Origin of the sequence: Myxococcus sp. CA051A (assembly GCF_013336705.1) — a bacterium.
GTDB lineage: Bacteria > Myxococcota > Myxococcia > Myxococcales > Myxococcaceae > Myxococcus > Myxococcus llanfairpwllgwyngyllgogerychwyrndrobwllllantysiliogogogochensis.
On sequence record NZ_JABUMS010000026.1, the window covers coordinates 74411 to 96500 of the forward strand.

At 70.0% G+C, this 22090-nt stretch carries 11 protein-coding genes; 2 read left to right on the plus strand and 9 right to left on the minus strand.

From position 1 onward, the window contains the following. Positions 1–89 precede the first annotated feature (89 nt). From HUA74_RS41525 to HUA74_RS41545, 5 genes are all read right to left on the minus strand, one after another. Complete coding sequence (locus tag HUA74_RS41525) at positions 90–635, minus strand: hypothetical protein (protein ID WP_141648452.1); 546 nt, start codon at positions 633–635, stop codon at positions 90–92. Between the two features lie 175 nt (positions 636–810). Next, positions 811–2049 carry a peptidase MA family metallohydrolase gene (locus HUA74_RS41530; RefSeq protein WP_141648453.1) on the minus strand — a complete coding sequence of 413 codons (1239 nt, stop codon included), beginning with the start codon at positions 2047–2049 and terminating at the stop codon, positions 811–813. A 12-nt stretch (positions 2050–2061) separates the two neighbouring features. Further along, positions 2062–2358, minus strand: a complete 297-nt coding sequence (locus HUA74_RS41535; RefSeq protein WP_141648454.1) for a DUF167 domain-containing protein — start codon at positions 2356–2358, stop codon at positions 2062–2064. Positions 2359–2361: 3 nt separating this feature from the next. Then, positions 2362–2889, minus strand: a complete 528-nt coding sequence (locus HUA74_RS41540) for a DivIVA domain-containing protein (RefSeq protein ID WP_141648455.1) — start codon at positions 2887–2889, stop codon at positions 2362–2364. Between the two features lie 115 nt (positions 2890–3004). Beyond that, complete coding sequence (locus HUA74_RS41545; protein ID WP_174459004.1) at positions 3005–3556, minus strand: HEAT repeat domain-containing protein; 552 nt, start codon at positions 3554–3556, stop codon at positions 3005–3007. 127 nt (positions 3557–3683) lie between these two features. Between HUA74_RS41545 and HUA74_RS41550 the strand changes: the two genes are divergently transcribed. Further along, the gene (locus HUA74_RS41550; protein WP_141648537.1) at positions 3684–4187 is read left to right on the plus strand and encodes a J domain-containing protein; all 504 of its coding nucleotides are present in this window, start codon (positions 3684–3686) and stop codon (positions 4185–4187) included. Here the strand turns inward: HUA74_RS41550 and HUA74_RS41555 are convergent. Both HUA74_RS41555 and HUA74_RS41560 read right to left on the minus strand, forming a co-directional pair. Beyond that, the gene (locus tag HUA74_RS41555) at positions 4127–5113 is read right to left on the minus strand and encodes a stage II sporulation protein M (RefSeq protein WP_141648538.1); all 987 of its coding nucleotides are present in this window, start codon (positions 5111–5113) and stop codon (positions 4127–4129) included. The two genes, HUA74_RS41550 and HUA74_RS41555, sit on opposite strands and share 61 nt — an antisense overlap. Positions 5114–5115: 2 nt before the next feature. Continuing rightward, positions 5116–5880 (minus strand): RDD family protein, encoded by a 765-nt coding sequence (locus HUA74_RS41560; RefSeq protein ID WP_174459005.1) that lies wholly within the window; start codon positions 5878–5880, stop codon positions 5116–5118. A 521-nt stretch (positions 5881–6401) separates the two neighbouring features. Between HUA74_RS41560 and fruA the strand changes: the two genes are divergently transcribed. After that, positions 6402–7091 (plus strand): response regulator transcription factor FruA, encoded by a 690-nt coding sequence (gene fruA, locus HUA74_RS41565; protein WP_141648540.1) that lies wholly within the window; start codon positions 6402–6404, stop codon positions 7089–7091. Positions 7092–7158: 67 nt separating this feature from the next. Here the strand turns inward: fruA and HUA74_RS41570 are convergent, their stop codons facing one another. Both HUA74_RS41570 and HUA74_RS41575 read right to left on the minus strand, forming a co-directional pair. Beyond that, positions 7159–7380 carry an MbtH family protein gene (locus HUA74_RS41570; protein WP_141648541.1) on the minus strand — a complete coding sequence of 74 codons (222 nt, stop codon included), beginning with the start codon at positions 7378–7380 and terminating at the stop codon, positions 7159–7161. A 181-nt stretch (positions 7381–7561) separates the two neighbouring features. Further along, the coding region (locus HUA74_RS41575) for a non-ribosomal peptide synthase/polyketide synthase (protein ID WP_174459006.1) at positions 7562–22090 on the minus strand (14529 nt) is incomplete at its 5' end.

A 22090-nucleotide genomic window follows, 5' to 3' on the forward strand; every position in this document is an offset into this window, starting at 1 on the left:
CCCCACCCCTGGCACGCTCCCTCCCGCCGGCCTCGGACCCTCCCAAGATTGGAGCGTCAAGCCGGACGGGTCGGCAAAACCGACCACCCTCAGTGCATCGCGGTACGCCCATCCCTCGAGCCCGGCGGCACGTGTCTGACGCGTGAAGCCCGCTCGAAGTACTCCACCACCAGACCGCCGAAGGGCACCCGAGGCCCCTCGACTCTCGAATCCCTCAGTCGCTGAAGCAGCGCCACCGCCGAGTCCACAGCCTCATCCACGGCGCGGTTGATGCGCTCCTTCTCCCAATCCCCGCCGCCGAGCACCTCCGCGGCGTCCACCAGGCAGCGCCGCAGCGCCGAGAATTCTTCGTGCAGGGCGCGCGCGCCACGCTCCGGCGACAGGCGCAGCACCGCTTTCGTACGGCTCCAGGGGCTCGTGTCGTCCCCCTCCAGCGTCAGCCCCAGCTCCCGGACGAAGGGCTCCACCAATCCGTCGAGCTGACTCAGCGGAGTCTGGTTGCCGTCCGTCGCTTCGTGAGCCGACATCCGCATCCGGCGCCACAGCGCCGCGATCCGGTCTGGCTGCTGGCGGAAGAACCGCGCCAGCCCGGCTGCCTTACGTCCCCGCTCAGTCATGTCCGGTGCCTTCCGCATCGCACCGGGAGCTATAGCAAGTCGGTTGCCAGCGCTTGGGACGCGGCCTCTCCAGGAAAATCAGCAGCTTGGAAAGGGCACTGCCGCGCGTGGGGAGGCGACGAAGTAAAAACTTCGGGGTTCGGCTTGTAGACCTGTCCGAAGGTCCAGACAGGGCCCGGGTGGAGGGCGCGACTCAGTGCAGCGTGGGCTTGGCGGTGCGGGCTTTCAGCTCGTCGTCGCTCCCGGCCGCCTGCTCGCTCTCGTGCTCGGGGCCGACGGAGTACTCGCCTGAGGTCGACTCCGCGTGAGGCGGCGACTCCGGGTGCTCCGGTTCCGGTTCCGACGCAGGGGGGCCGGGCCAATACAGCTCCTGAAGCGGCGCGGAGGGACCCGACAGGGGCGTGCCGGCCTCGGCCGCCTGCTGCTGGGCCACCATCATCAGCCGCAGGGCGGCCTCGTCCGCGGCCTCCTGCGCCGTCATCTCCGCCAGCCGCGCGGCCTTCTGCTGGCGGCGGCGCGCGTACGCGGCCACGCACAGGATGGAGGCCGTCAACCACAGCAAGGCGGAGCTGGTGGTGAGCGGCAGCCACCCGTAGCGGGCGGCCAGTCCGTCGCGCCAGCCAGACTCCTCCACGTCCAGCGAGGTGTGGAACGCCTTGCCGAACGCCGTCTCGAAGGGCTCCCCGTCGCGTACGCCGTCGATGAGCAGTCCCATGGCCTGGGGGCCGTAGCGCGTGGAGAGGTGCGCGACGAAGGCGGCGCTCTGGGCGTAGGCGATCTCCACGTCGGCGGGCAGGTCCGGCCAGTCGGAGGACAGGTCCTCGAAGTGGAAGACGCGCTCCTGGGTCACCGCGCGAAACAGGGCCGAGTAGTGGGTGAGCGAGAAGCGCTCCCCGGTGACGTTCTGCGCGACGCCCTCCTGGAACCACCGGGGCCAGCCCCGGGCGAGCTGTCCCAATGCCACGTGCGCCAGCTCGTGCCTCAGCGTCTGCTGGCCGTCCGGTGCGTGGAGGCTGAGGGCGTCCAGCAGGATGATTTGATGCGTGGGGTAGGCCAGCGCCACGGCCCAGCCTGGAGGCCGGCCGCCGGGGAGCGCCAGCGCCTCGAACTCCTCGCGGCCCACGCCCAGGCGAATCTCCGTCACCCCAGGCCAGTCGCGCCCCAGGATGTTGCCGAAGCCGTCGCGCACCGATTCAATCTTCTCCGCCAGCTCCCTCGCCGCCACGGTGGCCGCCGCCGTGTGGAGGATGCGGAAGCGCTTCGTCGACAGCTCTCCGGCGACGATTTTGGGCCGGGAGTGGGGGACGAGCACCACGTCGTCCACCAGGGCTTCGCCCCCGTGGGGATGGGAACCGGAGCCTTCACCCAGGCCCTGGGCCCACGCCCGAGGCATGGCCAGCAGCAACAGGAGCAGGACGAGCAGGTGGCGCATGCGGGGGCCTCGCTATCCCCCAGACATAACAGCCTCGACCCGCGCCGCATCAACCCCCACCACCTGAACGCGTTTTCGGCGCGACGCGTCACCCGCGACGAGCGTGACTTGCCGCCGGGGCACACCGAGCTGCTTGCCCAGGAACTCGAGGAGGGCGGCGTTGGCTTCCCCATCCACGGGCGGAGCGGCGAGCTGGATTTTCAACAACCCGTCATGTTCCCCGACGACGCGGGTGCGCGAGGCGCGGGGCTGGATGAGCAGGGCCAGCTCCACGCCGTCCGGCAGGGACTTCAGCCAGGGCGCGGCCATGGGCTATTCGTTGCCGTTGGCCTTCTTCTGGGACAGGTAGGCCACGTTGTCCTCGACGCGGGCGTAGTCGCGGTCCGCGAAGGTGGGGGCCTTGAAGGTCTCCAGCAGCTTCTGGTGCGCATCCAGCACCGAGCGCACCTGGGACTCGAACTGGGTGCGCTGGCGCTTGAGCTCGTTGATGTCCTCCACCACCTGCACCAGCCGCTGATGCGCGCCGTGGACGATCTTCTCCGCCTGGTGCTCGGCGTCCGCGATGATGATCTCCGCCTCCTTCTTGGCGGCGGACTGCAGGTCCTCGCTGATGCGCTGGGCGGTGACCATCGTCTCCTGGAGGGTGCGCTCGCGCTCCTGGTGCTGCTCGAGCTTGAGCTGCGTGCGCTTCAGCTCCTCCTTGAGCGCGATGTTCTCCTTCACCACTTCCTCGAACTCGCCGGCGATCAGCTCGAGGTAGGCCTCGACTTCGCGGCGGGAGAAACCTCGCAGCGCCGTTTCGAACCGCTTCTGCCGGATGTCGAGCGGGGTGATCTTCATGCGCGCGAGTCTAACGCAGGCCGATGACTTCTCCAGGATTCGGCCCCCGCGGGCGACGCCGCGCCCCCCAAAGCGCTCCTCGCCTGCTCGCCTGGTGGGGCGGCGAGCGACGTGCTCAGCGCGAAGCGGGCGGCGCGTTCCACTGCTCGGCGACGGCGCGCGCGGCGTTCTGCACCACCGAGGTGAGGCGGGAGTCGGTGGCCGCGTCCTGCACGGTGCGCCGGGCGGACGCGGTCCGCTGGAAGACGAGGCCGTTGAGGGCCTGAATCTTCAGTGCGTCCGGCATGCGGGGGTGGCGCACCACGTTGCCCAGGATTTCCTCGGCGCGGGGGTGCTGGAAGAGGGCCACCGCGCGCAGCACGGCCTGCTGGGTGCGGGGATTGGGGTCCCACAGGTGCGTGGCCAGCGAGTCCAGCGCGCGAGGGTCTCCCAGCAGGGCCAGGTCCTCCACGGCGATGGCGCGGACCTCCTCGGGCGCGGGGCGGGCGGCCCACAAGAGGGCGCGCAGCAGGGCGGTGTCGTCCGCCGAGGCCACGGGGGCGGGGGGCTCGGGCGGCGCCGGGGCGGGCCGGGACGAGGTGGGGGCGGGGCGGCTGGCGGCGGGCGCGGGCGTCCGGGCCGGAGCGGCGGCGACGAGCAGCAGTCCGGCGACGAGCAGGGGGCTCATGGGCCCCTATCTAACCCGAAAGCCGGGTGCCTGGAGCAGCCGCGCCCGTGGAGATTTTCTTGACGCGATCTCCCGACATGGGAGTTTGGCGGTGCTACAGGCGTGTTGCTGACGGGAGCAAGTGCTGATGAACACTGCGGTTTCGAGCTGGCGGACCCTGGAGAACGTGGAGGTGGAGTGCACCCACTGCGGCATCCGGATGACCCTTCAGATGGGGAACCGGGTTCGCTACTACCGGTGTTCCGGCTGCCACCGCTGGGTCAGCAGTACCTACACGGACGTGCTCCGCGCGGACGCGAAGGTGCGCACCCACCCGGTGAAGGACACCGGCGCCCAGGATGAGCGCTTCATCGAGGTGAAGGACCGGCTGGAGCGCTGGCTGTCCGCGATCGAGGACCAGGACCCGTACCAGCTCCTGGGCGTGTCGCCCCTGGACTCGGCGGAGAAGGTCCGTGCGCGCTACCACGCGCTGGCGTTGGAGCGGCACCCGGACCGAGGCGGCTCCGTGGAGAAGATGCGCGAGCTGAACGTGGCCTATGAGCGCATCCTCCGCCACCAGCAGCACAAGCGTCAGGACGCCCTGACCTCCGGCACCGTCTCCGCTTCCGCGCTGCCCGCGCGCAGCAGGTAGCCCCAGAACAATCCCCCCAGGGCCAGGCCGAGCGCGGCCTTCGCCCAGGTGGGGAACAAGTCGCCCGGGGACACGTAGCCCTCCACCACGCCGATGAGGGCGAGGAAGGGCGCGCACCCCAGCACCAGCTTCACCGCTTCCCGCCCGCGCAGGGCCAGTGCCTGTCCCCGGGGCAGCTCCCCCGGGTCGATGAGCGACTGGCCCACCATCAGCCCCGCTCCGCCCGCGATGACGATGACGGACAGCTCCACCGGGCCGTGCGCGGAGATGAAGTCCATAAGCCTCCCCAGCATCCCCTCGCGGGCACACAGCGCGGCGATGGCGCCAATCTGCACGCCGTTGTTCACCAGGATGAACACCGTCCCCAGCCCGTAGAACAGGCCCATGGCGAAGGTGAGGATGGTGACGGTGAGGTTGTTGGTGGCGATGCCCGACGACACCGAGTTGGGGGGCGCCACGGACAGGATATCGTCCGTCCACATGCGGCCCTGGGCCACGTACTGACGGACGCCCGCGGGCACGAGCAGCTCCGCGCCCCGAGGCTCCCACAGCACCACCAGCGCGCCCAGCAGCAGGCCCAGGATGAACAGCGCGGCGCTGGCGCCCACGTAGCGCAGCTCCCGGCGCAGCGTCTGGGGGAACTCGCGGCGGAAGAAGGCGCGCACCGAGGCCCAGCGCTCGCGCGGGGGTTGGTAGATGGCGGCGTAGGCGCGCGCGCAGAGCTGGTTGAGGAAGCGGTGCGCGTCGGTGCCCGGGTAGAACGTCTGCGCATGCGCCAGGTCCGAGGCGGCGCGGCGATACAGCGTGTCCAGCGTGCGCAGCTCCTCCAGCGTCAGGGTGCCCTCGCGCTGGCGCGTGAGCAGTGCCTCCAGGGAGTCCCAGCTTCCACGGTGGCTGGCGACGAAGGCCGGCAGGGCAACGGCCATCTCTAGCGCTCCACCTGAACGTGGGCCCGCAGGAACGCCTCGGTGGCCTCGGCCGACGCGAGCACCGTGACCTGCTCCTCGGACGTCAGCCCGCCCAGCTTCTCCACCAGCTTCGTCCCCATCCTCCGCCGGACGTCGGCTTGCAAACCGGGCGCGCGCGTGAGGAAGGCCAGCACCAGCTCCACCTCGTCCGGCGTCAGCGCCCGTGTGGCTTTCGGACCCGGGGCGCCGGCTTCGGGCGCCCTCGTCGCGGTGTACTTGTCCAGGTCGATGCGCTCCTCGCGCACCAGCACCGTCCCAGCCAGCAGGTCACCCAGGCGTCGGTGCTGCGGCGTCAGCAGCATGCTGATGCAGCCGGCGGCATAGACACCCGGCAGGAAGTCCACCGCGCGGCACAGGTTGCGCACCGCGCTCTCGTAGAGGCCCACTGGCGAGCCATCCAGCCGCACCACGCGGATGCGCAGCGCCCGCTTGCCCGGTGTCTGCCCATGGAAGAAGACCTCGCCCAGCGTCCAGTACAGCCACTGTGTGGCGAAGATGCCCACCACCAGCAACGTCTGGCCCACGCCCGACAGCCCCTGGAAGACGCCGAGCACGTCCGATACCAGCAGCGTGAAGACGAAGTACGCCACCACCCAGAAGAAGAAGAGCAGGCTGGCGTCCACCAGCCACGCGAGGCACCGGTAGCCGATGCCGGCCACGGGCAGGGAGAGCGCCACGCGTTCCGGCGTGGCCACGGCGAGGTGCGGAGTCGAAGCGGTACTCATGTCCGCTACCCAGCATACACGCCGCCCGCCGTACCATCTCCCACCTGTTGCGACCCGGCTGTCTGGCTAATCCAGGCTCAGAGGGGTGTTGCGTGGTGGACATCCGGACCCACGACGGGGGACGGCGGGTATCGGCTGTTGGACGGAAAAGGCTGTCATGGACGTGACAGCGATGACGAACCAACGGACGCGGTGCCCGAATCCAATCCGATTCGCGCACACTTGACACTCGCGCCAGGGGCGCCTTCGCCTCTGCGCTTTCCCGGTGTTAGGGTATTCGTGGCGTTGAACCTGGAGCTGGCTCCAGCGGAGGTGGAGCCCGGAAGGACGTCGCGAGTCGTGGGTAGTTGAAAGCAGTCAGGGAGTCGGGTCTTACATCGATGGGCCGATCCCGGAGTGGTTCAGCGGACGTGCACGCACGACCTGGAAGCCTCTTCCCGCTGGCCTGAGCTGTCCGGAGGTCGGAAGCAGTCAACACTGCAGTCCAAGTTGTTTCGCCATGGCGGCTGGGGGGCCTTCGCATGGCAACTAATCAAGCAGCGATCCGTGTATCCATTCTCGAAGGACCGTGGGCGGCGTGGGAAAGCCTCGCCGACGGTCTTCGCGGCGAGGGTGTTGCCGTGACCTCGGTGACGAGGGACGTGCGACTCTTTCTCGATGGGCTGGGAACCGATCCGCCACAAGTGGCGGTGATGGATGTGGAAGGAGATAGCGAAGCGGCCGTGGGCTGCTCTGTGACCGAAGGCATCAACCTGTTGCGCGAGGCCCGCAAGCGTCGGCTGGAGGTGCGCATGTTGCTCCTCTCGGCCGTGAGTGCTCCGGAGATCATCTCCCAGTGCTTCGACGAGGGTGCCTCCGGCTACCTCTTCCGGAAGGGGCTCGGCACGTCCGCCGTGTCCTCGGCCATCAACTCGCTGGTGCGAGGTGAGCGGCTCTTCCCGGTGCAGCTGTTGCGCAACGACTTCGAGCATCCGCCCGTCACGTCACCCACCGCGAGTGTCCTGCTGGCGCTCACTCAGCGCGAGCGCGAGGTCCTGGCGTATGTGGCCGGGGGCGCGGACAACTTGAAGATCGCCGCACATCTTCAAATCGCCGAGCGCACCGTCAAGTCGCACGTCACCCAGCTCTACCGGAAGCTTGGGGCCGAGAACCGCACCCAGCTGGCGTTGCGCGCCTGCCATCTGGGGGTTCGTCCGCCGCCGGACCTCTGAGACGTTGAACCCCGCCCTCGGACCCCAGTGAGTTCACCGGGGTCCGTCAGGCGGGGCGCTCGTCGCTTCAGTTCTTCAGCGCCTGCTCTTCCATCTTCTTGCGCAGGCTCAGCGGACGCATGTCCGTCCACACCTGCTTGATGTGCTCGAGGCACTCGGCCTTCAGGCCCTGCTTGCCCGCGTCCTTCCAGCCCGGCGCGTTCTCCCGGTCCGCCGGCCAGATGGAATACTGCTCCTCGTGGTTGACGACGACCTTGTAGATCGTCGTGTCCTCGCGCTCGTCCGCCATGTGAGTGACTCCTGAAAGTGGCTGCATCTTGTTCACATCCCAGGAAAAGGGGTCAAGACCGCCAGGAGTAGGCGGATGCCTACCGACCCCTCTGCTGGAACACTGCTCCGACAGGCTGTCCTTCCCGCGACCATGCGTCCTGGTGCGAGAGAGAGCCACCCCCTGTCGTGAAGGTGGCCCGTCATGACTCCCGACCTTCCAGGTCGAACAATTTCTTCAACCACCGCGTGACGTGCGGTGCGCGCAGCACGGAGACGGCGTCTCCGGGGGACTCGTGGAGCTCGAGGCCGCCCTCGGCCAACTCGCCCCAGCCCCCGTCGAGCGCGTCCTCATCCCGCTCCGGAGCCTCCGTCGCGCGCAGCAGCCTCACGGCGCCCTCGGTGGGCTCGGGGAGGTAGCGCCGCGCGGCGCGCAGGTGGCTGGCGAAGACCTTGAAGTGCACGTGCAGCTCCGCGAGCGAGAGCGCTTCCGGCAGCAGGCCCGTCTTCGCGCCTTCGGCATGCAGGTGCGCGAGCAGCGGCTCCGCGTCCTTGCTGGTGGTGAGCGCCGAGGGCAGCGCCGGGGCGTCGATGCCCGCCTGGGCGGCGAGCAGCTTCGCGAACAGCGCCCCCTGCGCGCCGGCCGTGGTGGCCGCCGTGCTGGCATCCGGCTCCGCGGGGAGCGGCTCGATGAGCAACAGCTCCACGGCATGGCCTTCGCGCTGGAGTTGCTGTGCCATCTCCCACGCCACCAGCGCGCCCATTCCCGGGCCGGCCAGCCGGTACGGCCCCTGGGGCGCGGAGGCACGCAGGGCTTCCACGTAGAGCGTGGCCATCGCCTCCACGGACTCGAGCGGGGCGCGGCCCTCCTCCAGACCGCGGGCCTGGATTCCGACGACGCTCCAGCCCTCGGGGGCGTGGTTCGCGAGCTCCGCGTAGCCGTCCACCCGGCCATCCATTCCGTGGATGACGTGGAGCACGCGTCGCGCATCGGTGCCCGGGCGCAGCGTGACGAGCGGCGACCAGGTGGGCGTGGCAGGACGGGCCGTCGCCTTGGGGCGTGTGTCCTGGGCCTTCAGCGCCTCCTGGGCGCGCTCGAGCAGCAGGGCGAGCGACTCGACGGTGGGGGCCTCGAAGAGGGCGCGCAGCGGCAGTTCCACGCCCAGTACCGCGCGCACGCGGGAGACGACCTGCGTGGCCAGCAGCGAGTGCCCACCGAGCGAGAAGAAGTTGTCGGTGATGCTCACGCGAGGCGTGCGCAGCACCTCCGCGAAGGCCCCGGCCAGCAGCTCCTCCAGTGGCGTGCGAGGCGCGGAGAACGGCGTGGTGCCACGCAGGCTCTCCTCGTCCGGAGGAGGCAGCGCGCCGCGCGCCACCTTGCCGGTGGGCATCAGCGGCAGTGCCTCCAGACGCACGAAGATGGACGGCACCATGTACTCGGGCACCTTCTCGCGAAGGACCTGACGGGCCTCCTCGGTGCTCCACGGCGCGTCGGCCGGCAGCACCACGTAGCCGACGAGGCGGCGATCTCCCGCGACATCCTCGCGGACGATGGCCACCGCGTCGCGCACCTGGGGCAGCGCGCGCAGGGCCACTTCCACCTCGCCCAGCTCGATGCGGAAGCCTCGCAGCTTCACCTGGCTGTCCAGGCGGCCGAGGAACTCCAGGTTGCCATCCGCCAGCCATCGGGCCTTGTCGCCCGTGCGGTACAGCCGCGAGCCGGAAGCGCCGCCCATGAAGTTCGGCGGGAACCGGTCCGACGTCAGGTCCGGGCGGCCGTGGTAGCCGTGGGCCACGTTGGCGCCACCGACGTAGACCTCGCCCGCGACGCCGATGGGGCAGGGCGCGCCGTGCGGGTCCAACACGTAGAGCTGCACGTTGGTGACCGGCGAGCCCACCGGGGGCAGCGCCGGCCAGCGCTTGCGGTCCGCGGGTGCGCGCCACGCGGTGACGACGTGCGCTTCCGACGGGCCGTACTGGTTCTCCAGCGTGCACTCCGGCAGCCGGTCGAAGAACGCGAGCAGCGCGGGCGTCACCTGGAGCTGCTCGCCGGCGGTGACGATTTCACCCAGCGGCGGAAGCTCCTTCTCCGTGAGCGCCGCGTCGCACATCGCCTGGAGGGCGACGAAGGGCAGGAACAGCCGCTCCACGCGGTGCTCGCGCATGTAGCGCAGCATGGCGGGCGGGTCCTGGCGCAGCGAGCCGTTGATGAGCAGCACCTTGCCACCCAGGAACCAGGTGCCGAACAGCTCCTGGAACGACACGTCGAAGTTGAGCGACGCGAACTGGAGCGTCGTCGCGTCCGGCTTCACCGCGCGCTTCATCAGCCACCACAGCATGTTGCCCACCGCGCGGTGGGACATGACGATGCCCTTGGGCCGGCCCGTGCTGCCGGAGGTGTAGACGAAGTAGCAGTTCGTCTCCGGCGACATGTCCACGTCGGGCGAGTGCGTCGGCCGCGAGGCGACGGACGTCTCCTCCTCGAGTCGGATCACTCGCGCCGTCAATCCCGGAGGCAGCGCGGAGACGAGCGCCGAGTGCGCGAGGACAACGGGCGCGCCGGTGTCCTCCAGCATCAGGGCCAGTCGGTCTGCCGGGTAGCTCGGGTCCAACGGGAGGAAGGCGGCGCCCGTCTTGAGCGTGGCCAGCACCGCGACGGGCATGTCCAGGCTCGCGCGCTCCAGGCACAGGCCCACCGTGCCATTGACGGGCACGCCGAGCGCGATGAGGTGATGGGCGAGCTGGTTGGCCCGCGCGTCGAGCTGCGCGTAGGTGAGTGAGCGGGTTCCATCCGTCACGGCCACGCGGTCCGGTGTGCGCGACACCTGGGCCTCCACCCAGCGGTGCATCAGGCCCGGCACGTAGGTCGGGTCCACCGCGGCGTTGAAGCCCTCGACGACCTGCTGACGCTCGGTGTCCGAGAGCAGGGGCAGCCGGCCCAGCGTCAGGTCCGGCTGGGAGACGGCGCCTTCGAGCAGGTGCTGGAGCGCCCCCACCATCCGCTCCGCCGTCTCTCGCGTGAAGAGGTCGGAGGCGTATTCCAGGTAGCCGGTGAAGCCCTGCGGCGACTCGAACACGGAGAGCGTCAGGTCGAACTTGGCCGTGCCGCTGGTGGCCTCCATCGCCGACATGCGGAGGCCCGCGGAGTCGTAGGTCTCCTTGTGGACGTTCTGGAGGACGAACAGCACCTGGAACAGCGGCGTGCGGTTGAGGCTGCGCTCGGGCTGGAGCTCCTCGACCAGCTTCTCGAACGGAACGTCCTGGTGCGCGTACGCATCCAGCGTCGCTTCACGTACGCGGCCGAGCAGCTCGCGGAACGTCTGGTGCTCGGACAGCTGCGTGCGCAGCACGAGCGTGTTGGCGAAGAAGCCGATGAGCTTCTCGAGGTCGGAGTGGCGCCGGCCGGCGATGGGAGAGCCGATGCTGATGTCGTCCTGACCGGAGTAGCGCCACAGCAGGGTCTGGAAGGCGGCGAGCAGCACCATGAACGTCGTGGCGCCCTCGCGGCGCGCCAGGGTCTGGACCGCATCCTGGAGGCCGCGCGGCATGGTGACGCCCACCATGTCACCCTTGAAGCTGCTGACCGCCGGACGGGCGAAGTCCGTGGGCAGCTCCAGCGCCGGGGGCGCGTTCAGCAGATGTTTGCGCCACCAGGCCACCTGCCTGTCGAGCACGTCGCCCTTCAGCCAACTGCGCTGCCAAGTGGAGTAGTCCGCATACTGGAGCGGCAGGTCCGGCAGCGTGAGCGGCAGTCCCCGGGCGAAGGACGTGTACGCGGAGGCCAGCTCGTTGATGAGCAGACCCATGGACCAACCATCCGAGACGATGTGGTGCATGGACATCAGCAGCACGTGGTCCTCGGCGCCGAGCTTCAGCAGCCGGACGCGCAGGAGCGAGCGGTCCGTCAGGTTGAACGGACGCTGCGTCTCCTCGGTGACCGCGCGACGCGCCTCGGCCTCGCGGGCCTCGGGCTCCAGCGCACTCAGGTCCAGCACGATCAGCGCGGCGGGCTCGTGCGGATGGATGACCTGGATGGGCTGACCGTTGTTGCTCAGGATGGACGTGCGCAGGGACTCGTGCCGACGGAGCAACTCGTTGACGGCCCGGCTCATCGCGTCCACGTTCAGCGCGCCCTCCAGCCGCACGGTGGCGGGGATGTTGTAGAAGGCGCTGTTCGGCTCGAGCTGGTCGAGGAACCACAGGCGCTGCTGGGCGAACGACGCCGGCAGATCGCCCGTGCGCGCCACGGGGACCAGCGGCGGAATCTCCAGCCCCTGGCCCTGCTGCACCGCGAGGTCCACGCGCTGCGCCAGTGCCGCCAGGTCGGGCGTGTCGAACAAGTCCCGCAGCGGCAGCTCCACCTTGAACACCGCGCGCATGCGACTGATGGCCTGGGTCGCCATCAGCGAGTGCCCGCCCAGCTCGAAGAAGTTGTCGTGGATGCCCACGCGCTCCACTTCGAGCACCGCGCACCAGATGGTGCCCAGCCGCGCCTCCGTGGGTGTGCGAGGCCCCACGAAGTCGGGCCGCCCGCTGACGTTGCTCATGTCCGGCGCGGGCAGGGCCTTGCGGTCCACCTTGCCGTTCGAGGTCAACGGCAGCGCGTCCAGCACCATCACCACCGTGGGCACCATGTACTCGGGCAGCGCGTCCTTCAGCGCCGAGCGCAGCGTCGCTCCGTCGGTGGGCACGCCTTCGCGCGCCACGGCGTAGGCGATGAGGCGCTTGCCGCCAGGTCCATCCTCGCGAGCCACCACGACGGCCTCGCGCACCGCCGGGTGCCGGGCCAGCGCGGCCTCGACTTCACCCAGCTCGATGCGGAAGCCACGCACCTTCACCTGCGCGTCCACGCGGCCGACGAACTCCAGCGTGCCGTCGTCGCGCCAGCGCACCACGTCGCCGGTGCGGTATAGCCGCGCGCCGGGCACCTCGGAGTACGCATCCGGGATGAAGCGCTCGGCGGTGAGCGCGGGCCTGCCCGCGTAGCCTCGAGCCACGCCGACTCCGCCCAGGTACAGCTCACCCTTGACGCCCACCGGCACCGGCTCGCCGCGTGCGTCGAGCACGTAGACGCGCACGTTGGCCAGGGGCCTGCCGATGGAGGGCACGTGGCTGTCATCCGCGACGACCTGTCCGAGCGTGGCCACGACGGTGGCCTCCGTGGGGCCGTAGGTGTTGAGGAACCGGCGACCCGGGGCCCACCGTGCGACGACGTCCGAGGGCAGGGCCTCGCCGCCGGAGATGACCGTCCGCAGCGCGGGCAGCGCGTCGGCGGGCGTGGCGGCCAGCGCCGCGGGCGTGAGGCTGATGACCGTGAGCGCCTGCTCTCGCAGCAGGGCGTGCAGCGGCGCGCCCGGCATCACCTTCTCCAGCGGCGCGAGCACCAGCGTGGCGCCCGAGGTCAGCGTGGTGAAGATCTCCTCCACGGACAGGTCGAAGGAGAGGTTGGCGAACTGGAGCACGCGCTCGCCCGGACCGATGCCGTAGGCCGTGGCCTCGTGCGTGACGAGGTTGGCCACGCTCCGGTGCTCCACCGCCGTGCCCTTGGGCTGGCCCGTGCTGCCGGAGGTGTAGAGCACGTACGCGAGGTTGCCGGGAGTGACGCCGGTGACAGGCGCCTCGATGCTCTCTCGCGCCAGGGCCTCGTGCGCGGTGTCCAGGCACAGGGCACGGGCGCGGTGCGGCTCGGGGAAGCGGTCCACGAGCGGGGACTGCGTCAGCAGCAGCGCGGCACCGCTGTCGTCGAGCAGGAAGGACAGGCGCTCGCGCGGCAGCAGCGGATCCACGGGCACCCAGGCGCCGCCCGCCTTGAGGATGCCGAGCAGGCCCACCACGACATCCAGCGAGCGTTCCACGCCGAGCGCGACGCGGACCTCGGGGCCGACGCCGTGACGGCGCAGCACATGGGCGAGCTGGTTGGCCCGCTCGTTCAACTGGGCATAGGTGAGCTGGGTGCCCTCGAAGGAGGCCGCCAGCGCGTCGGGAGCGCGGTGGACCTGGGCCTCGAAGAGCACGTGTACGCAGGCCTCGGGGAAGTCCGCGCGCGTGTCGTTCCACGTCACGAGCTGCCGCAGACGCTCCTCGCCGGAGAGCAGCGTGAGCGAGGAGAGGCGACGCTCGGGGGCGGAGACGAGCAGCTCCACGAGCGCCCGGAAGTGCCGGATCATCCGCTCGATGGTGGACGCGTCGTAGAGGTCCGCCTGGTAGTTGAATTCGCCCGTGAAGCCCGCTGCGCTTCGTCCCATGGAAAGCGTGATGTCGAACTTGGCGACATGGTCCTCGTCGGGGCCCGGACGCAGCGTCAGGCCCGGCAGTGAGGCCGTCGCGTCCGGTGTGTTCTGGAGGATGAACATCACGCGGAACAGCGGCGACTGCTGGAGGTCACGCAGGGGCTGGAGCTGCTCGAAGGGCAGGTGCTGGTGTGCGTAGGCGCCGAGCGCCGTCTCGCGCACGCGGCCCAGCAGCTCGCGCACCGTCGGGTCCCCATCCAGGCGCGTGCGGAGGACCAGCGTGTTGAGGAAGTAGCCGACCAGGCCCTCCAGCTCCGCGCGGTTGCGTCCCGCCACCGGCGAGCCCACGGAGATGTCGTCCTGACCGGAGTAGCGGGACAGGACGAACTGGAACGCCGCCAGGAAGAACATGAAGGGGGTGATGCCTTCACGGTGGCAGAACGTCTCGATGGCCACCGCCAGCGCGGGAGGCACCACGAGGGGCAACAGGCCGCCGCGAGGCCGCGAAAGGTGCGCGCGCGGCCGGTCGGTGGGCAGCTCCAGATCCTGGGGAGCCCCATCGAGCTGTCGCTGCCACCAGGTGAGCTGACGGTCCAGCTCAGCGCCGTCCAGCCAGCGGCGCTGCCACGCGGCGAAGTCCGCGTACTGGAGTGGCAGCTCGGGGAGGTTCGGCACGCGGCCGGCCTGGAAGTCACCGTACAGGAGCGCCATCTCACGGACGACGACGCTGATGGACCAGCCGTCGGAGACGATGTGGTGGACGTTGAGCAGCAGCAGGTGCTCCTGGTCCTCCAGCACCAGCACGGCGGCGCGCAGCAGCGGCCCGGTGCTCAGGTCGAACGAATACATCGAGTGTTCGCCCGCGTGACGTCGGGCCTCGAGGTCTCGCTGCTCGGCGGAGAGGTGGCGCAGGTCGATGACGGGCAGCTCGAACGGCGAGGGGGCGTGGATGACCTGCACGGGGCCCTCCGACTCCGTGTGGAACGTGGTGCGCAGGGCCTCGTGACGGTGCACGACGGCTTCCAGCGTCCGACGCAGCACTTCCACGTCCAGCTCACCGGAGAGCACCAGCGCCGTCGGGATGTTGAACGCGGGGCTGCCTGGCTCGAGCTGGTCCAGGAACCACACGCGCTGCTGCGAGAACGACAGGGGCAGCTTGCCCTCGCGCGGCGTGCGCTCGATGGGCGGCGCCGTCGTCGTCGCGCCGGTGCGCAGGGCGGTGTCGACCCGCTGGGCCAGCGCGGCGACGGTGGGGGCCTCGAAGAGGTCTCTCACCGGCAGCTCCACCGCGAAGGCGGAGCGGATGCGCGACGTCACCTGGGTGGCGAGCAGCGAGTGGCCGCCCATCTCGAAGAAGTTGTCCGTGACGCTGACGCGAGCCAGCTTCAGCACCGTCGCGAACAGCTCCGCCAGCTTCTCCTCCACGGGCGTGCGAGGCGCGGTGAACGCCGTGTCGCCGCGCAGGCTCTCCACGTCGGGCGAGGGCAGCGCGTTGCGGTCCACCTTGCCATTGGGCGTGAGGGGGAGCGCGGCGAGCACGGCGATGGCGGAAGGCACCATGTGCTCGGGCAGGCGTCGCTTGAGCGACTCGCGCAGGGCCGCGACGTCGATGGTGTCGCTGGAGTCGGCGACGACGTAGGCGATGAGGCGCTTGTCGCCAGCGGCTTCGGTACGGACGGTGGCGACGGCCTGGTGGACGGAGGGGTGGAAGAGGAGAGCGGCCTCGACTTCACCGAGCTCGATGCGGAAGCCGCGCAGCTTCACCTGGTCGTCGATACGGCCGAGGAATTCGAGGGTGCCGTCGGGCAGCCAGCGAGCCTTGTCACCGGAGAGGTAGAGGCGAGCGCCGGGGGTGGGGCTGAAGGGGTTGGGGACGAAGCGCTCGGCGGTGAGGGCGGGCTGAGAGAGGTAGCCACGAGCGAGGCCGACGCTGTCGACGCAGAGCTGGCCGGGGACACCGACGGGCAGTGGGCGCAGAGAGGAGTCGAGGACGTAGACGCGGACGTTGTCCCAGGGCTTGCCGATGGAAGGAGTCTGGCCGGGGAGGAGAGGTGCGGAGATGGAGGCGCAGACGGTGACTTCGGTGGGGCCGTAGGCGTTGAGGAGACGGAGGCGAGAGCCCCAGCGCTGGACGAGCTCGGGAGGGCAAGCCTCGCCTGCGGAGATGAGGGTTTGGAGAGAGGGGAGGTCCTCGGGACGCATCTGCGCGAGGACGGAGGGAGTGAGGGTGACGGCGGAGATGGACTCGTCGCGGAGCAAGTCGCGCAGAGGAGCGCCAGGGAGGAGGCGCTCGCGAGGAGCGAGGACGAGGGTGGAGCCGGCGAGGAGGGCGCCGAAGATTTCGGCGACGGAGGCGTCGAAGCCGAAGGCGGCGTACTGGAGGACGCGAGAGGAGGGAGAGAAGCCGTGGGCACGGCCAGCGGTGAGAGCGGTGTTGGCGAGGCCGCGGTGCTGGAGGAGGGTGCCCTTGGGAGTGCCGGTGGAGCCGGAGGTGTAGATGACGTAGGCGAGGTTGTCGGCGCTGGTGCTAGAGGCCGGAGGGGACTCGGGCTGCGCGGAGATGAGGCTCGCGTCGGAATCCAGCCGGACGATGCTTTCCACATTCAGACCCAGCGACTGCACCAGAGTCGCCGTGGTGACGAGCACGGGGGCTGCGCAGTCGCGGAGCATGAAGGAGAGGCGCTCGACGGGGTAGGAGGCATCGAGAGGGACCCAGGCGCCGCCGGCCTTGAGGATGGCGAGGATGGAGACGACGAGGTCGAGAGAGCGCTCGACGCAGAGAGCGACGGGGACTTCGGCCGTGACACCGAGGCCACGCAGGTGGTGCGCGAGGCGATTGGCGCGAGAGTCGAGCTGAGCGTAGGTGAGGGAGTTGCCCTCGAAGCGAAGCGCGGTGGCGTCAGGAGTGCGAGCGGCCTGGGCCTCGAAGAGGGCGTGCGCGGTGGCGTTGCGCGGGAAGTCTCGTGCCGTGTCGTTCCACTCGACGAGGAGCTGGTGCTGCTCGGCCTCGGAGAGCAGGGAGAGAGAGGAGAGAGGAGCCTCGGGCTGAGCCGCGGCCTTCTCGAGAAGGGCACCGAGGTGGATGAGCAGCCTGTCGACGGTTTGAGCCGTGAAGAGGTCGGTGCGGTACTCGATGCTGCACCCCAGGCCCTGGGCCGTCTCTTGGAGGGCGAGGGTGAGGTCGAGGCGCGAGGTGCCGGTGTTGGAGGGCTGGACGTGGAAGGTGAGGCCCGGGAGCTTCAGCTCGGCCTCGGGCTGATTCTGGAGCACCACGGCGACCTGGAAGAGAGGCGCGTGAGCGAGGCTGCGCTCGGGGTTGACGGCCTTGACCAGCTCCTCGAAGGGCAGGTCCTGGTGCGCGTAGGCGCCCAGCGTGTCCTTCCTCACGCGTCCGAGCAGTTCGCGGAAGGAGGGATTGCCACCCAACCGCGCGCGCAGGGCGAGCTGGTTGATGAAGAAGCCGATGAGGCCCTCGGTCTCCGCCTGGTTCCGGTTGGCGATACCGGTGCCGATGACGAAGTCCTCCTGGCCAGAGTAGCGGGACAGGACGGCCTGGAGGCCCGCCACCAGGGCCATGAACAGCGTGGAGCCCTCACGACGGCACAGCGCGTGGAGTGAGTCGACGAGCTGACGCGGCAGCACTCGCGAGACACTCGCGCCTCGGAAGCCCTGCACGGCGGGACGCGGGAAGTCCGTGGGCAGCTCCAGCAGCGGAGGAACCCCCGCGAGGAGCTCCTTCCACCAGGAGAGCTGGGTTTCGAGCGCCTCGCCCTGGAGCCAGGACTGCTGCCATGCGGCGTAGTCGGCGTACTGGATGGGCAGCTCCGGCAGCGGCGAAGGCTGACCCGAAGAGAAGGCCGCGTAGAGCGCCGCCGTCTCACGCACGAGCACATCCATGGACCAACCGTCCGAGATGATGTGGTGCATCGTCAGCAGCAGCACGTGCCGCTGTTCACCCAGCCGAAGCAGGGTGACGCGCAGCAGGGGGCCGTGCGTGAGATTGAAGGGACGACGAGCCTCTTCATCGACACGGAGCTGGAGCTCGGCATCGTCGAGTCCGGACAGCTCCACCACGGGCACCGACACAGGCATCGGCGCATGCACGAGCTGCTCGGGGCCCGCGCGGAACGTCGTGCGCAGCACCTCATGGCGCCGGACGACTTCCGTGAAGGCTCGCTCCAGCGCGTCCGTGTCCACCACGCCTTCGAGCCGCAGCGCGATGGGCATGTTGTACGACGGGCTGCCCGGCTCCAACTGGTCCAGGAACCACAGTCGCTGCTGCGCGAAGGACGGCACGAAGGCCCGGGGCGCTTCGCCATCACGCGGAAGGGCGGTGAGAGGCGGCCTCTGGAGCTTCGCGCCCGCGCTCAGGGCGGCGTCGATGCGCGTGGCCAGCGTGTGGACCGTCGGCGCCTCGAACAGCTCGCGCAGGGGCAACTCGACCTGGAACGCGGACCGCACGCGTGAGACGAGCTGTGTGGCGAGCAGCGAGTGTCCGCCCAGCTCGAAGAAGCTGACGGTGGTGCTGACACCCGGCACTCCGAGCACCTGGGCGAACAGCCCCGCGAGCAGCTCCTCGGTGGGCGTACCCGGCGTGGCCTGGGACGCGTCCTCGGTGAGCCACGACTGCTCGGGCACGGGCAGCGCCTTGCGGTCCACCTTTCCGTTCGCGGTGAGGGGCAGCGCGTCCATCATCCGCAGCGCGGACGGAACCATGTACTCGGGCAGGCGCTGGGCGATGAACGCTCGCAGCGCGGGGGCCTCCAGCGAGGACGCACCCACGACGTAGCCCACCAGTCGCTTGTCTCCGGGTCGGTCCTCGCGAGCGAGCACCACGGCCTCACGCACCTCGGGATGCGCGAGCAGGGCGGACTCGATTTCGGCCAGCTCGATGCGGTAGCCGCGCACCTTCACCTGGGCGTCGGCGCGACCGAGGAACTCCAACACACCGTCATGGCGCCAGCGGGCCTGGTCGCCCGTGCGGTAGAGCCGGGCGCCGGGCACGGAGGAGAACGCATCCGGGACGAACCGCTCGGCCGTCATCGCCGGCTGGCCGACGTAGCCGCGTGCCACGCCCTCGCCTCCGATGAACAGCTCACCCGTGACACCCACGGGCACCACCTGCCCATGTGCATCCAGCACGTACACCTGCGTGTCACCAATCGGGCCGCCAATGGGCGCGGTGGCTCCGTGGATGGGGCCATTCACCGTCCAGGACGTGGCGTCGACCGCCGTCTCGGTGGGGCCATAGCAGTTGGCCAGACGGGTCTCCGGCCACTGCGCGCGGATGCGCCGCGCGAGCTCCGCCGGCAGTGCTTCACCACCGGACACCAGCACTCGCAGGCCCGTGGCGCGCTCGAGTCGCTCGGCCTCCACGAACAGGCTGAGCTGCGAGGGGACGAGCTGGAGCACCGTCACCTGCCGATGCGCGAGCACCGTCAGCAGTGCGTCCATGTCCAGGTCCGCCGCCGCCGGAGGCAACACGAGCCGCGCACCGCTGACCAGCGTGGAGATCAGCTCCGGCACCACGGCGTCGAAGCCAGGGGCCGTCTTCTGCAGCACGCGGTCGCTGGGCCCCAGGCCCAGATTCGCGCTGAACCAGGCTGTGTGTCGGGCCAGGGCGCGGTGCGGCACCAGTACGCCCTTGGGGCGTCCCGTCGAGCCGGACGTGAAGAGGATGTACGCCGCGCTCTCCGAAGACAGGACAGGGGCGCGGAAGGTGTTGCTCGCCACCGGTTCGGACGCCAGCACGTCTTCGAGCACCAGGACGCCAGCCGTCCCCGCTGGCAGCGCGTCACGAAGCGCGCGCTGGGTCAGCACGACCGTGGGCGCGGTGTCGTCCAGCATCATCGCCAGTCGCTCGGACGGCGAGGAAGGATCGAGCGGGACCCAGACGCCGCCCGCGGCGAGAATGCCCAGGACTCCGGCGACCAGTTCGGGTGAGCGACGCGCGAACAGACCGACGCGCACTTCGGGCCCGATGCCTCGCTGACGCAGCACTTCCGCCAGCGCGAGCGCCTGCCGCTCCAGCTCGCGATACGTGAGCTGCCCGTCGTTCCACTCCAGGGCGACAGTCTCGGGGGCCAGGGCGGCGCGCGACTGGAACCACGCGAAGACGGCGGTGTCGCGCGGGAAGTCCGAGCGCGTGTCGTTCCACTCCACCACCAGCCGGTGCCGCTCCTCGGTGGAGAGCACGGGCAGCGCGGCGAGCGTGAGGTCCGGGTGGTTCACCGCCGCTTCGAGCAGGCGCGTGAAGTGCCCCGTCATGGCCTGGATGGTCTCCAGGTCGAAGAGGTCCGTGTTGTATTCGAACCCGCCCGTGAGCCCGTCCTGCGTCTCCTGGAGGACGAGGGACAGGGCGTACTTCGCGATGCCCGGGTCCACGTCCGCGGAAGTGAGGGTGAGCTCCGACAGGGTCAGCGAGGGGGCAGGCATGTTCTGCAGCGCGAACATCACCTGGAACAGCGGCGAGTGACTCAGGCTGCGCGCGGGCTGCAACTCCTCAACCAACTGCTCGAACGGGACGTCCTGGTTCGTGAGCGCGCCGAGCGCCGTCTCTCGGGCCTGCTCGACGAGTGCGCGGAACGACATGTCACTGGACATGCGTCCACGGAGGACCAGCGTGTTGATGAACACGCCGATGAGGCCCTCGGTCTCCGGACGATTGCGCCCGGCCACCGGTGAGCCCACGAGCACGTCGTCCTGACCCGTGGCGCGGTACAGCAGCGCCTCGAACGCGGCGAGCAGCACCATGAACGGCGTGGCGCCCATGTGCTGGCTGAAGGTCGTCACGGCGGAGGAGACCGCAGGAGACAGTCGCACGGGGTAGGTCGAGCCGGCCTGGGTCTGCATCGCCGGAACGGGACGGTCTGTCGGCAGCGTGAGCACGTGGTTCGCGCCCGCGAGCTGGGTCCTCCAGTACGTGAGCTGTCGCTCCAGCTCACCGGCCTCCAGCCATTGGTGCTGCCAGGCGGCGTGGTCGGCGTACTGCACGCGCAGCTCCGGCAGGGACGCGGGACGCCCCTCGCGGGCGGCGATGTACAGCTCCCCGGCCTCGCGCACGAGCACGCCCGTGGACCAGCCGTCGGAGATGATGTGGTGCATCGTCAGCAGGAGCACGTGCAGGCGCTCATCCATGCGGAGCAGCGTCACGCGCAGCAGGGGGCCTCGGGCCAGGTCGAAGGGCCGCTGCGCCTCCTGGAGCGACAACCTCTTCGCTTCGTCCTCGCGTTGCGCGGAGGGGTGCGCGGACAGGTCCACGAGCGCGAACTTCAGCTCCGCCGCCTCGGCGATGGCCTGCACCGGGCTGCCGTGGGCATTCGCGGGGAACGTGGTGCGCAGCGACTCATGGCGTCGCACCAGCGCACCGAAGGCCTGCTCCAGGGCCGCGACATCGACCGGGCCATCCAAGCGGATGGCGGCGGGCAGGTTGTAGAGGGCGGTGCCCGGCTCGAGCTGATCCAGGAACCACAGCCGCCGCTGCGCGAAGGACAGCGGAAGCTCACCCGTGCGAGGCACCGGCACCAGCTCTGGCGCCCGTGACGCACCCGCACCCGCATGCGCGACCGCTTCGAGCCGTGCGGCCAGCTTCGCCACCGTGGGGGCCTCGAACAGCTCCCTCAGTGGCACTTCCATGCCGAAGGTGGCCTGGATGCGAGACATCGACTGGGTAGCGAGCAGGGAGTGGCCGCCCAGTTCGAAGAAGTCGTCGTGGATACCGACGCGCTCGATGTGCAGCAGCTCGGCCCAGAGTGCGGCGAGCTGGGTTTCGACGTGGGTCCGGGGCGCGACGTATTCGCGGACCGGAGCGGAGAGGGACGCGTCGGGCGAGGGCAGCGCGTTGCGGTCTACCTTGCCGTTGGGCGTGAGGGGGAGCGCGGCGAGCACGGCGATGGTGGAAGGCACCATGTGCTCGGGCAGGTGTCGCTTGAGCGACTCGCGCAGGGCCGCGACGTCGATGGTGTCGCTGGCGTCGGCGACGACGTAGGCGACGAGGCGCTTGTCGCCAGCGGCTTCGGTACGGACGGTGGCGACGGCCTGATGGACGGAGGGGTGGAAGAGGAGAGCGGCCTCGACTTCACCGAGCTCGATGCGGAAGCCGCGCAGCTTCACCTGGTCGTCGATGCGGCCGAGGAACTCGAGGGTGCCGTCGGGAAGCCAGCGAGCCTTGTCACCGGTGAGGTAGAGGCGAGCGCCGGGAGTGGGGCTGAAGGGGTTGGGGACGAAGCGCTCGGCGGTGAGGGCGGGCTGGGAGAGGTAGCCACGAGCGAGGCCGACGCTGTCGACGCAGAGCTGGCCGGGGACACCGACGGGCAGTGGGCGCAGAGAGGAGTCGAGGACGTAGACGCGGACGTTGTCCCAGGGCTTGCCAATGGAAGGAGTCTGGCCGGGGAGGAGAGGTGCGGAGATGGAGGCGCAGACGGTGACTTCGGTGGGGCCGTAGGCGTTGAGGAGACGGAGGCGAGAGCCCCAGCGCTGGACGAGCTCGGGAGGGCAAGCCTC